The organism is Nonomuraea lactucae (assembly GCF_003313395.1).
GTDB classification, from domain to species: domain Bacteria; phylum Actinomycetota; class Actinomycetes; order Streptosporangiales; family Streptosporangiaceae; genus Nonomuraea; species Nonomuraea lactucae.
Map to the genome: position 1 here is coordinate 1 of NZ_QNFZ01000171.1, position 11,492 is coordinate 11,492.

The 11,492-nt window shown below is 71.7% G+C and carries 13 protein-coding genes; 7 read left to right on the top strand and 6 right to left on the bottom strand.

The features are described 5' to 3' along the window. Both DQW85_RS11450 and rsmI read right to left on the bottom strand, forming a co-directional pair. Positions 1 to 1,470 (bottom strand): dolichyl-phosphate-mannose--protein mannosyltransferase (locus tag DQW85_RS11450; protein WP_113700334.1); only part of this gene is annotated, 1,470 nt, incomplete at its 3' end. A 10-nt stretch (positions 1,471 to 1,480) separates the two neighbouring features. Then, positions 1,481 to 2,350, bottom strand: a complete 870-nt coding sequence (gene rsmI / locus DQW85_RS11455; protein WP_113700323.1) for a 16S rRNA (cytidine(1402)-2'-O)-methyltransferase — start codon at positions 2,348 to 2,350, stop codon at positions 1,481 to 1,483. 57 nt (positions 2,351 to 2,407) lie between these two features. Here rsmI and DQW85_RS11460 point away from each other — a divergent pair, with 57 nt between their 5' ends. Then, positions 2,408 to 4,039 (top strand): dolichyl-phosphate-mannose--protein mannosyltransferase, encoded by a 1,632-nt coding sequence (locus DQW85_RS11460; RefSeq protein ID WP_113700324.1) that lies wholly within the window; start codon positions 2,408 to 2,410, stop codon positions 4,037 to 4,039. Between the two features lie 115 nt (positions 4,040 to 4,154). Next, positions 4,155 to 5,339 (top strand): hypothetical protein, encoded by a 1,185-nt coding sequence (locus DQW85_RS11465; RefSeq protein WP_113700325.1) that lies wholly within the window; start codon positions 4,155 to 4,157, stop codon positions 5,337 to 5,339. A gap of 24 nt (positions 5,340 to 5,363) precedes the next feature. On the opposite strand, the gene DQW85_RS11470 is transcribed toward DQW85_RS11465, so the two are convergent. Next, the gene (locus DQW85_RS11470) at positions 5,364 to 5,765 is read right to left on the bottom strand and encodes a MerR family transcriptional regulator (RefSeq protein WP_113700326.1); all 402 of its coding nucleotides are present in this window, start codon (positions 5,763 to 5,765) and stop codon (positions 5,364 to 5,366) included. Between the two features lie 47 nt (positions 5,766 to 5,812). On the opposite strand from DQW85_RS11470, the gene DQW85_RS11475 reads away from it, so the two are divergent. Then, complete coding sequence (locus DQW85_RS11475; RefSeq protein ID WP_113700327.1) at positions 5,813 to 6,598, top strand: MBL fold metallo-hydrolase; 786 nt, start codon at positions 5,813 to 5,815, stop codon at positions 6,596 to 6,598. A gap of 71 nt (positions 6,599 to 6,669) precedes the next feature. On the opposite strand, the gene DQW85_RS11480 is transcribed toward DQW85_RS11475, so the two are convergent. The 3 genes from DQW85_RS11480 to DQW85_RS11490 form a co-directional block, all read right to left on the bottom strand. Next, positions 6,670 to 6,918: a hypothetical protein gene (locus DQW85_RS11480; RefSeq protein WP_113700328.1), complete on the bottom strand. Its 249-nt coding sequence runs from the start codon at positions 6,916 to 6,918 to the stop codon at positions 6,670 to 6,672. 68 nt (positions 6,919 to 6,986) lie between these two features. Continuing rightward, on the bottom strand, positions 6,987 to 7,793 hold the full coding sequence (locus DQW85_RS11485) for an SAM-dependent methyltransferase (RefSeq protein ID WP_113700329.1): 807 nt from the start codon (positions 7,791 to 7,793) through the stop codon (positions 6,987 to 6,989). Between the two features lie 96 nt (positions 7,794 to 7,889). Continuing rightward, a complete protein-coding gene (locus tag DQW85_RS11490) occupies positions 7,890 to 9,491 on the bottom strand; it encodes an amidohydrolase family protein (protein WP_240197094.1) in 1,602 nt (533 codons plus the stop codon). A gap of 70 nt (positions 9,492 to 9,561) precedes the next feature. Between DQW85_RS11490 and DQW85_RS11495 the strand changes: the two genes are divergently transcribed. The 4 genes from DQW85_RS11495 to DQW85_RS11510 form a co-directional block, all read left to right on the top strand. Beyond that, the gene (locus tag DQW85_RS11495) at positions 9,562 to 10,278 is read left to right on the top strand and encodes a LysE family transporter (RefSeq protein WP_113700331.1); all 717 of its coding nucleotides are present in this window, start codon (positions 9,562 to 9,564) and stop codon (positions 10,276 to 10,278) included. Between the two features lie 182 nt (positions 10,279 to 10,460). After that, a complete protein-coding gene (locus DQW85_RS11500) occupies positions 10,461 to 10,646 on the top strand; it encodes a DUF5999 family protein (RefSeq protein ID WP_113700332.1) in 186 nt (61 codons plus the stop codon). Further along, positions 10,643 to 11,140 (top strand): ATP-binding protein, encoded by a 498-nt coding sequence (locus DQW85_RS11505; protein ID WP_113700333.1) that lies wholly within the window; start codon positions 10,643 to 10,645, stop codon positions 11,138 to 11,140. The genes DQW85_RS11500 and DQW85_RS11505 overlap by 4 nt, the downstream gene beginning before the upstream one ends. A gap of 151 nt (positions 11,141 to 11,291) precedes the next feature. Further along, a partial coding sequence (locus DQW85_RS11510; RefSeq protein ID WP_162794904.1) for a hypothetical protein occupies positions 11,292 to 11,492 on the top strand: 201 nt, incomplete at its 3' end.

An 11,492-nucleotide genomic window follows, 5' to 3' on the forward strand; every position in this document is an offset into this window, starting at 1 on the left:
CGCGAGCGCGCCCACGGCCGCGGCCCCCGCCGCCCGCCGGGCGGGCGGGGCGCTCTCCGGTCCGAGCACGAGCCCGGCCACCAGCACGAGCGCCAGCACCATGAACGGCACGACGGGGATCATGTAGAAGAGGTACATGGTGCGGTGGTCGGCGACCGCGTAGTAGAACCACGGCAGCCAGCCGGCGGCGTAGGCGAGCAGCACCGCGCCCGCGCGCCAGTCGCGGGTGGCCACGTACCACGCGACGAGCCCGAGCATGGCCAGGGCGGCCGCGTACCAGAGCGCGGGCGTGCCGACGCCGACCACCGCCTCCGAGCACTTGGCGGCGCCGCACGTGCCCTGCCCGCCCTCGTAGTAGAAGGTGACGGGCCGGATCAGCAACGGCCACGACCACGGATCCGACATGTACGGGTGATACTTCGTCAGCCCTGTGTGGTAGCCGAGCACCTCCGTCTGATACTTCAGCCACGACCGCATCGAGTCGACCACGAAGAACAGCGGCCCCGAGGAGGTGGCCCGCTCCCAGTTGCGGCCCCACCCGTCGTCGTTGACGAACCAGCTCGCCCACGACGCCAGGAACACCAGGGCGGGCGCGAGCGCGAGCGCGGCGAGGCCTGAGGGCAGGTCGAGCCGGAACGTCCCCCGGTACGGCTCGCGGATCCCGGCCGCGCGCCTGGCCCCCATGTCCCACACGAGGCTCAGCACCGCGAACGCGATCAGGAAGAAGATCCCCGACCACTTGACCGCGCACGCCGCCCCGAGGCAGACGCCGGCCGCGATCCGCCACGGCCGGAGTCCCAGCGGGGGCCCGCAGTCCCGGAGGCCCGCCGTCGAGACCGTCTCGCGCCAGTCGACCAGCCGCTGCCGCGCCTTGTCCCGGTCGACCACCAGACAGGCGAACCCGGCCAGCACCCAGAACATCAGGAGGATGTCGAGCAGCGCGGTCCGCGAGAGCACCAGGTGCAGCCCGTCCAGCGCCAGCAGCAGCCCGGCCAGACAGCCGAGCAGGGTCGAGCGGGTCATCCGGCGCGCCAGGCGGGCCAGGATGAAGATCGACAACGTTCCCGCGACGGCGGCGGCGAACCGCCAGCCGTACGGGTTCATGCCGAACAGCCACTCCCCCGCGGCGATCATCCACTTGCCCAGCGGCGGGTGCGCGACGAACGCGGCGCAGTCGGCGGGCTCCGCGCACTGCTTCCAGATGTCCAGGTCGCCGGCGATCAGGCGCCGGTCGGCGATGGGGTTCTTGGTGTCGCCCAGCGTGTAACGCTCGATGCCGAACGTGAGGAGGGAGAAGGCGTCCTTCGCGTAGTAGGTCTCGTCGAAGACGACGGCCCTGGGATGGCCGAGCCCGGCGAAGCGGAAGATCCCGCCGAAGACCGTGACGAGCAGCGGCCCCAGCCAGCCCCAGAGGGCGCCGCCCTGAAACGGCGGAACCAGCCTTTGCGATGAAACCCCCCAGTTCTTCACGAAGCGCAATCTACGGGCTGGAAGATCTTCTGTGAACCGCGTCGTAGAGCTCCCTCTTCGGCACGCCCGCGGCCCTGGCGACGTCGGCGACGGCCGTCTTGCGCTGCTCGCCCTCCGCCACCCGGCGCTCCACCTCGGCCACCAGCGCCGCCATGTCAGGCGGGCGCTCGTCGGCGACGTGGCCCGCGACCACGACCGTGATCTCGCCCTTCACCCCGGCCGCCGCCCATTCGGCCAGCTCGGCCAGGCCGCCGCGGCGCACCTCCTCGTAGGTCTTGGTCAGCTCGCGGCAGACGGCGGCCCGCCGGTCGGCGCCGAACGCCTCCGCCATCGCCTCCAGCGAGCCGTGCAGCCGGTGGGGCGCCTCGAAGAAGACCATGGTCCGCTCCTCGCGCGCCAGCGCGGACAGCCGGCGGGCGCGCTCGCCCGGCTTGCGCGGCGGGAAGCCCTCGAAGCAGAAGCGGTCGCTGGGCAGGCCCGAGACGGCCAGCGCGGTGGTGACGGCGCTCGGCCCCGGCAGCGCGGTGACCGTGACGCCCTCCTCGACGGCCAGCCTGGTCAGGCGGTAGCCGGGGTCCGACACGCCCGGCATCCCGGCATCGGTGATCACTACGACCGTGCGCCCCTCTTTGAGGGTCTCGACCAGTTCCTGGGCACGGGCCGCCTCGTTGGCGTCGTAGTAGGAGACGATCCGGCCGCCGATCTCCACGTCCAGCTCGGTGGCGAGCCTGCGCAACCGCCTGGTGTCCTCGGCGGCCACCACGTCCGCGTCGCGCAGCGCCTCCCGAAGCCGCGGCGAGACGTCACCCGCCTGCCCTATAGGGGCTCCCGCCAGCACCAACCTGCCGTCTGCTCTCACTGGACCATTGTGGCAGGGCATCCCGATTGGGCAGAGTTTCCTGGGTAACCACCGGCTTGAGGCCCGTACGATGTCCGAATGGCGGTGACCGACTTCGCGTACCAAGCCTTCGATGAGCCGAAGGCCGACGAGAGCAGTCCCCGGGCACGATCCGTGCGCGACCGGATGGTCCCGCCCATGCGCGGCGGCGAGCTGTGGGGCTGGCTCGGGCCGCTGCTCGTCACGGTCTTCGGCGGAGTGCTGCGCTTCGCCGGGCTCGGCCATCCCAGGGCTGTCGTGTTCGACGAGACCTACTACGCCAAGGACGCCTTCTCCCTGATCAGCTGGCTGGTGGAGCGGGTCGCGATCAAGGACGCCGACAAGGCGATCCTGGCCGGCAACACCGACATCTGGCAGAAGTGCACCGCCGAGACGCTCGACAAGTGCGCCTCCTACGTGGTGCATCCGCCGCTGGGCAAGTGGATGATCGGCGCGGGCGAGTGGCTGTTCGGCATGAACCCGTACGGCTGGCGGTTCGCCGCCGCCGTCGCGGGAACGTTGTCGATCTTCATCCTGGCCCGCCTGGCGCGCCGGATGACCCGCTCGACCCTGCTCGGCTGCTTCGCCGGGCTGCTGCTCGCCCTCGACGGCCTGCACTTCGTGCTCTCGCGCACCGCCCTGCTCGACATCTTCCTGATGTTCTGGGTGCTGGCGGCGTTCGCCTGCCTGGTGGTCGACCGCGACAAGGCCAGGCAGCGGCTGGTCGACTGGTACGAGAACTCCCCCATCTCTCCCCAGGGCCCCGGCCTCGGGCTGCGGCCGTGGCGGATCGCGGCGGGCGTCTGCCTCGGCGCGGCGATGGGCGTCAAGTGGTCGGGGCTGGCCTTCGCGGTCGCGTTCGCGGTCATGTCGCTGCTGTGGGACGTCGGGGCGCGGCGGGCGGTCGGCGTGCGCCGGCCGTACGCGGGCGTCTTCTCCAAGGACGCGCCGAACGGGCTGCTGGCCTTCGCCGTGGCCCCGTTCGTCACGTACATGGCGACCTGGACCGGCTGGTTCGCCACCGCCACCGGCTACGGCCGCAACTGGGACCAGTCCACCTCCTCGGGCCCGTTCTACTTCCTCTTCGACTCCGCGCGGTCGTGGGTGAAGTACCAGTGGCAGGTCTTCACGTTCCACAACGGGCTCGAGACCTCGCATCCCTACATGTCCGATCCGTGGCAGTGGCCGCTGCTGCTGCGTCCCGTCGCGTTCCACTACGAGGGCAGGCAGGACGCCTGCGGGGTCAAGGACTGCTCGGAGGCGGTGCTGGGCGTGGGCACGCCGGTGATCTGGTTCGGCGCGCTGCTGGCGCTCGTCGGCCTGATCGCGTGGTACGTGGCCACCCGCGACTGGCGGGCCGGGGCGGTGCTGCTGGCCTACGCGATGGGCTGGCTGCCCTGGTTCTACTTCGCCATCGCGTCCAACCGGACGATGTTCCTGTTCTACGCCATCCCCATGGTGCCGTTCATGGTGCTGGCCATCACGCTCTGCGCGGGGCTGCTGATCGGGCCGGCGGCACGGCGTGCGGAAGCCTCGCCGGGCGTGCGGCGCACGCTCGGCGCAGCGGTGGTCGGCGCCTTCGCGCTCCTCGCCCTGATCAACTTCTGGTGGCTGCACCCGGTCCTGTCCGCCGAGCTCATCCCCTACACCGAGTGGAAGGCCAGGATGCTGTTCGACAAACGGTGGATTTAGTCCGAACGACATCCCTCCGAACAAATGCTTTCCTAGGGCAATCACCGTGCAAGACCCAAAACGCGCCGGTTTCGGGCATCGTCAGGCCAGGGCTCGATACGGCAAACTTCGAGGCATGAGTGCACCGGACGTCACCGCGCTCCTGGCCGAACTCGAACGTTCGGAGCCGGATCTCGCCGACGAGGCCAGGACCGCCATCGAGTGGCTGACCGGTGGCGATCCGCTGGAGACGGTCACCCAGCTCGACGTCTGCGAGTTCCTCTGGTACACGCTGCCGCTGAAGGTCGGCGGCGATCCCGAGCGGCTCGCCCGCTCGCTCGGCCGGCTGCTCCACCTGGGCGGCTTGGAGCGTTACGCGGAGCTGTGCGACTCGCCGACCACCGCGCGGATCCTGTCCACGTACGCCCGCGAAGGGGAGGACGCGGGCACCGGCGCCTACCAGGCGGCGCTGGAGGCCACCGGTGTGCTCCCGCCCGACGTGCCCGACCTGCGGTGGAGCACGATCATGGGCCCCGAGGAGCTGGGCGCGCACGTGGCCTGCTCCGCGGCCCTGGAGCTGGCCATCGTCGCCGGCGACGAGGTCGACCACGTCGCGCTGACCCGGCGCTGGCTCACCGAGCCCCGGGCCGACCTGGGCGGCGACAGCTGGCTCCACCGCGTCCACGGCGAGCGCCTCAACCGCTGGGTGCTCGGCAGAGGCCCGGCCAGGCGGGAGCTGGCGCAGCCGTTCGAGGTGCGGCTGCACGCGCCGGTGCCCGCCCAGCCGGTCCCGGCCCTGCACGGGCTGCTGTCCCTGGCCGCCTCCGAGGAGAGCCTGCCGCTGCGGCTGGCGCCCTCGCCGGAGGCGCTCAGGCTGCGCGAGATGGCCGAGCGTGAGCTGGGCGCGCTGCGCCGCGACGGCGCCAGGCTGTCGATCACACCAGAGGGCAGGCGGCTGCTCCACTCATGCGAGGCCATGTGGGAGGCGATCACGGGGCTGCTGCTGGCTCAGGGCGAGCACGAGTGCGAGGTGTCGGCCCGCGAGGCCGCGCTCCTGCTTCTCGCCGACGGCGCCCTCATGTCTCCCACGGAGCTGCGGCGCCGGGTCGCCGAGGTGGTCGGGGGCGAGGGATGGCACTCCGCCACGGGCCACGCCGACATCGCCGAGCCGGTCACCCACCTGGTCGGGCAGCTCACCGCGCTCGGCCTCGCCTTCGGTGACGAGCTCGCGGTGCGGATGTCGAGGGTCGGCCAACTGGCGGCCCTGACCGCGCTGCGCGCCCATGCCCTCCGCCCCCGGCAGTACGTCAGCTCCGCCTGACCCGTCGCGGGCTCGGCGGACGGTTCACTCCGGCACGCTGACCCGGCGTACGGCCTGCTTGAACTCCGGGCACTCGACGATCGGGTCGTGGTCGCAGACGACGGCGTGCCGGAGGCTGTCACGGAGCCGGGTGAGCCTGGACACGAGCTCGTCCACCTCCCGCTCCTTGGCGGCCATCCGCTCGCGCAGCACGGCGTCGTCCGGCCGGGCGGCCAGGAACCTGCCGACCTCGGCCAGCGTGAACCCCGCGTCGCGCGCGCAGGTGATCAGCGCCAGCCGGTCCAGCGTCTCGGGCCGGTAGGCGCGACGCAGGCCGTTGCGCGCGGCCGGCGCGATGAGCCCCTTGCGCTCGTAGAACCTGAGCGCCGAGGCCGCGAGGCCGGACCGCGTCGCCACCTCGCCGATGTCGAGCAGCGTCTCGTCCACGGGCAGCTCCTTGACTTGAACCGTGGTTCAAGTCGCAGTCTAGCCGCATGAAGATTCACCACCTCAACCTCGGTTCGATGCGCGAGATCGACTCGACCACCGGCCTGCCCTCCGCCCGCGCCGTCTGCCACGCCCTGCTCATCGAGACGCCCTCCTCCGGACTCGTCCTGGTCGAGGCCGGCCTCGGCCTCGACGACGTGACCCGGCCCGCGGAGCTGCTCGAAAAGGAGTGGGTGGACCTGGTGGACCCCGCGCTGAAGCCGGCCGAGACGGCGGTACGGCAGCTCGCCCGGCTCGGGCACGACCCCGCCGACGTACGCCACATCGTGCTGACCCACCTGGACGTCGACCACAGCGGCGGCCTGCCCGACTTCCCCGGCGCGCGGGTGCACGTCATGGCGGCCGAGCTTGAAGCGGCCCTGGCCGAGGCCCCGAGCCGCCGCTACCGGCCGGGCCACTGGGCACACGGCCCGCGCTGGGTCACCTACGGCGAGGGGCGCGGCGAGACGTGGCTGGGCATGGAGGGCGTGCGACCGCTCGACGACCTGCCCGGCATCCTGCTGGTGCCGCTCGGCGGGCACACCGTGGGCCACGCCGGGGTGGCGGTCAGGGACGGCGACCGCTGGCTGCTGCACGCGGGCGACGCGTACTTCTACCACGGCGAGCTGGAGCCGGATCCGCGGCCGCACCCGCTGATGGACATCGTCCAGGTGGACTCCCAGGTGGACGCGGAGCTGCGCGCGGCCAACCAGGCCAGGCTGCGCACGCTCGCCCACGCGCACGGCGTGGACGTGTTCTGCGCGCACGACCCGTGGGAGTTGCGGCGATTCTGAACCCGCCCCGGCCCTCCCGCGTATCTCCGGCTACCCGGCCACCGTGGCGCGCAGAACGCGGCGGCCGGGCCTCACTCGGCCATCCTGTGCATGAGCTCCAGCCAGAAGGACCTGGCCTCCTCGCCCTTGTAGTGGCGGAAGCGGATGCGCTCGTTGTCCCGGTAGACGGCGATCTCCGCGGTGACCGCGGCCTCCTGGCCGACCAGGGAGGCGTAGAAGCTCACCCACTCGTCCGGACGCGGGCTCCAGTCCGGGAAGGCCATGTGGGCGGCCTGCATGCGGAACGTCTCGAACCAGCGTTCGTCCCCCGAGTTTTCCACAGGTCCACAGTGGCAGGGCAGGCGCCAAGGACACGCAAAACGAGGACATGCGTCACGGGGAGATGCCGTCAGCGCTTGAGTGCGACGCCGCACACGGCGCTCACCTGGTCGGAGGGGTCCCAGCCCTCCGGACCGGGCCGCCACTGGGGCGTCGGCACCACTCCTGGCTCCACCGGCTCCAGCCCCTCGAAGAAGGAGGCGATCGCCTCCGGATCGCGCAGGTGGTAGGGGTAGGCGGCCCGGGAGTTGTAGCTCTCGACGGCGGCGACGAGCGCGGGGTTGGTATTGGTGCCGTCGCTGAGGGCGAGATAGCTGCCCGGGGGGAGGGGCGCGAGCAGCCGCTGGATGATGCCCTTCGGGTCGTCGGCGTCGGACACCTGGCCGGCGATGCTGAGCATGGTCAGCCCCACCGGCCGGGTGAGGTCGAGTGTCTTGGCCGCGCCGTCCAGGATGCGCTCGGGATCGCGTACGTCGGCGTCGATGTAGTCGGTGGCGCCCTCGGGGGTGCTGGTGAGCAGAGCCCTGGCGTGCACGAGCACCAGCGGATCGTTGTCGACGTAGACGATCCGCGAGTCGGGCGCCACGGACTGGGCGACCTCGTGGGTGTTGTTCGCCGTGGGCAGGCCGGTGCCGATGTCCAGGAACTGGCGGATCCCGGCCTCCCCTGCCAGGAACGTGACCGCCCGTTTGAGGAACTGCCGCTGGAGGCGGGCCACCTGGGCGAAGGCCGGGAACACCCTCAGGATCGTGTCACCGGCCTCCTTGTCCACGGCGTAGTTGTTCTTGCCGCCGAGCAGGTAGTCCCACACGCGCGCCGAGTGAGGCTTGGTGGTGTCGACTCGATCCCAGGCGGAACGGGCGTTCTCGTCGTCCATGGGGCTCCGTTCGGGGCTCACGACTGCTTCTGCGGTCACCTTAGGGCACGATCATCGACGGTGCCGTGCAGATCAGACATTCGCCCCGGCCGGGGGTCACGTTCGGCTGCGGAGCTCGGCTCCCTCCCACGACTTCAGGTAGGCCTCCGCCCCGGCCAGCATGTCCTGGGCGAGCTGGTCCCCGGCGTACCGGCGCATGTCCTCGATCCAGTCGGGGACCAGGCCGTAGTGGGCCACGCCGTCGGTGTTGACGTCCCACACGCGCTCGCCGGTGCGCTGCCGGTCGAGGGTTACGGCGCCGTCGAGCGAGGTGAACGGGTACGTGACCGCGCTGCCCGGACGGGGACCGGGGAGTGGGCCCATGCCGTTGGCGTCCAGGCCGTAGCCGTACCCGGGGCGGCCGAACTCGTCGCGGAACGGCTTGGTGGCCTGCCAGCCGGCCGTGAAGGAAGGGGCGGGCGAGCCGTACGCGGTGACCATGCCGCCGAGCCGGTAGACGCGGCGCAGGTAGCCGGGGTCGGCCCAGCTGTGGGAGGAGATGACCCCAGGGTAGCCGGCGCTCTCCAGCAGGTCGAGCGTCTGGCCGGCGGCCTTGACGCTCATGTGGTCGATCTCGATCATCATCCCGCGCCGCATCATGCCCTGGACCATGTGGGCGCCCAGGGAGGTCAGGCCCTTGGGGTTGCAGTGGGGCGCCGGCGGGTAGACGGGCAGGCCGACCCCGTGCGGCAGCCACCTGGCGAGCTGGGGCGGGAGCGCTCCGGCCGCCTCGATGGTGTTGTCGTGCTGCGGTCCCGTGCAGGTCCGGGCGTTCCAGAAGCGGCCGCTCGACAGGAAGTTGCCGAGGTTGACGATCACGCCGGTGGTGCCGGAGTCGAACCGCACGCCGCACAGCGCGTTGTCGTACTTGTGGCAGACGAACATGCTGCGCACGCCCAGCGCGTGCATCTCGTCCAGACCGCGGTCGATCTGCGCCTTGGTGCAGTGCGGGATGCCCAGCGTCTGGCGGCAGCCGAACGGCTCGGACGTCTCCACGCCGAGGACCACGGCCAGCTTGCCCGCGGCGATCACCTGCCTGGCCTCGGCGGGCGACTTCACGACCCGGAACCAGCCCTGCCCTGGGCCGCCGCTCTGGGCGTCGATGTGGTCCTGCAACTCGAAGGTGCGGCGCGCCTCCAGCCTGAGCGTGGCCATCTCGTCGCAGCCGTTGCGCCTGAGCGGGTAGATCTCGCAGAGCTGCCGGTTGGCGACCAGGTCGTTGACCATGACGCGGAGGCCGCCGCGCCAGGCCCGCTCGATCCACTTGTGGTAGGCCTGCTGGTGGGTCAGGGAGTCGTGGGCCGGCCAGTCCTTGAACGTGGGCCAGCCGACCGGGTCGTGCGTGCCGACCGGGGTGCCGTGGCGGGTGAAGTTCTCGAACCAGGCCAGCTCGCCGTTCGGGCGGTGGTCCGCGCAGTCGACCAGGGCGTGGTCGATGCCGTCGGGGTCGAACGGCCTGCCGCAGATCAGGCTGCCGCCGAACGCCTCGTGGGACATGAGGTGGCTGTGGGCGTCGACGAAACCGCGTACCGGGGCGGCGGAGCCCGCGGGCTGACCGACCGCTCCTACCTCGGATTCGGGGACCGTCTGCGCGGTGGCGGCGGTGCTCGCCAGAGTGAGCGCGGCCAGCATGGCCGCCCCAACGACCTTACGTAACATGAGTGCACCTCACAAACTGGGGGTGCCTCATGGTCCGCCCTTGTTACTCGCGGGTCAAGATGCCAGGAGAATGGTGCCCGTGGTCGAGGTGTTCGGGCTGGCCTTCTGGGTGGGACTGGCGTTCAACGCGGCGCCGGGCGCCGTCTTCAGCGAGTCGCTGCGCCGGGGCATGCGCGGCGGGTTCCGGCCGGCGTTCGCCGTGCAGGTCGGGTCGCTGGCGGGGGACGCCGTGTGGGCGCTGCTGGGACTGGCGGGCGTGGGGGCGCTGTTCACCGTGCCCGCGCTGCGCGTCCCGCTGACGGCCGCGGGCTGCCTGCTCCTCGGCTGGCTGGGGGTCGCGGGGATCAGGGACGCCGTCTCTCCACGGCGCGCCCCCGAGCCGGACGGTTCCCGGGACACCGTCTCTCCATGGCGTGCCCCCGAGACGGGCGGTTCCCGGGACGCCGTGCCGGACGGTCATCGGGACGGGGGGCTCCGGGGGGCCGCCGTCGCCGTCGGCGCCGGGATGTCGCTGGGGAATCCCTGGAACGTCGTCTATTGGTCCGGCGTCGCGGGGGCGGTCGGCGCCGTCCTCGACCGGCACGCCGATCTCGCCGGACTGGCCACGTTCTTCTCCGGGTTCATGCTGTCCTCGCTGGCCTGGTGCTTCGTCTCGGCGGGTCTCATCGCCCTCCTGCGCAGGGCGCTGCCGCCGCTGGCCGTACGGGTGCTGGAAGCGGGCTGCGGCCTCTCCCTGCTCGCCTTCGCGGTCCTGCTCGCGGCGCGGCTGCTGACGGGCGGCCAGTGACCGGCCTGGGCCGCTACCCCCGCCGCCCTGGGTAATCCGTAGCCGGGGAGGACTACGTACGTAGGTGAAATAGGTACCCATATCGGGATTTCTCACGTCCCCCCGCGGGGATCCCGGAGGCAAGCTGGTGACCTGAAGTACAAAACGCTCGTCAGAGAAGAGAAACGTCAAGGGTTCACGCCATGTGCCAGCACCAGCCCCATTGCCCACCCGCCATCGCTCCGGACCGCGAGGCCGCCCGCCTCGTCGCCTACCACCCGGAGCAGGGATGGGGGCTGCGCTGCAACGGCCTGGTGTGCTTCGACGACCGCGGCGAGCTCCTGCCTGACGGGCGGAGCTTCCCTGCCTACGCCGGGAGCGCGTCATGAACGCATTCTGGGACAGGTTTCTGAGCGCCATGAGTGGTTACCCAGTAAGTCACACGGCCACATGGCAGTTCTCCCGCAAGCCGGCGTCGCTGCGCAAGGCGCGCCGCCTGACTCGGCAGAAGCTCGCCGGTTGGGGGTTCGAGGACCAGAGCGACGTGGTCGAGCTGCTCGTCAGCGAGCTCGTCGGCAACGCCATGGAGCACACCGACGGCACGGTCCGCCTCATCCTGTCCGTGGAGGACGGGCTGCTCCGGGGCGAGGTGGAGGACGAGGATCCCGCGCTGCCCCACCTGTGCGAGGCGACCCTGGACGACGAGAGAGGGCGCGGACTGCACCTGGTCGACATGCTCTCGTGCTGCTGGGGCGGGGCCCGCACCTCCCGCGGGAAGGTGGTCTGGTTCGAGCTGCCGACGCTCACGCAGCCCGAGGAGCCGCTGGCCGCCGTCGTCACCCCCAGCACCCCCCTGGCCGTGCTCAGCGCGGAGCCGGGCTGACCGGCCTCGCCGTACGGCAGACCTGAGGGCCATTCAGGAACCCCCGAGGGGGCGCCGGGCACCGAGCGGTTCACCGCACGCGGCTCGGCACCGGCGCCCCACCCCCTCCCCCTCCTACGACACCCCCGCCTCGTGACCGGATAATCCAGATGTGGGCGGATACTCCAGGCGGTTGTTCCTGGTGCTGGGTGGCGCCGCCGCGGCCACCGCGCTGATGCCGGCGCGGACCGCGCACACCCCGGACACCTCCCTCGTCCATCTGCGCCGCCGATGGCGTGACGTGACCGCGGGCCCGGGCCACCGCCCGGCGGACCGGCCGTACCGGGCGGCAGCGGCTCGGCTGGGCGCGACG

Excerpts from the sequence above, each read along its gene's own strand:
- rsmI (WP_113700323.1), bottom strand. The coding sequence starts at position 2,350 with ATGCCCTGCCACAATGGTCCAGTGAGAGCAGACGGCAGGTTGGTGCTG.
- DQW85_RS11500 (WP_113700332.1), top strand. The coding sequence starts at position 10,461 with ATGTGCCAGCACCAGCCCCATTGCCCACCCGCCATCGCTCCGGACCGC.
- DQW85_RS11475 (WP_113700327.1), top strand. The coding sequence starts at position 5,813 with ATGAAGATTCACCACCTCAACCTCGGTTCGATGCGCGAGATCGACTCG.
- DQW85_RS11495 (WP_113700331.1), top strand. The coding sequence starts at position 9,562 with ATGGTGCCCGTGGTCGAGGTGTTCGGGCTGGCCTTCTGGGTGGGACTG.
- DQW85_RS11505 (WP_113700333.1), top strand. The coding sequence starts at position 10,643 with ATGAACGCATTCTGGGACAGGTTTCTGAGCGCCATGAGTGGTTACCCA.
- DQW85_RS11460 (WP_113700324.1), top strand. The coding sequence starts at position 2,408 with ATGGCGGTGACCGACTTCGCGTACCAAGCCTTCGATGAGCCGAAGGCC.
- DQW85_RS11485 (WP_113700329.1), bottom strand. The coding sequence starts at position 7,793 with ATGGACGACGAGAACGCCCGTTCCGCCTGGGATCGAGTCGACACCACC.
- DQW85_RS11490 (WP_240197094.1), bottom strand. The coding sequence starts at position 9,491 with ATGTTACGTAAGGTCGTTGGGGCGGCCATGCTGGCCGCGCTCACTCTG.
- DQW85_RS11465 (WP_113700325.1), top strand. The coding sequence starts at position 4,155 with ATGAGTGCACCGGACGTCACCGCGCTCCTGGCCGAACTCGAACGTTCG.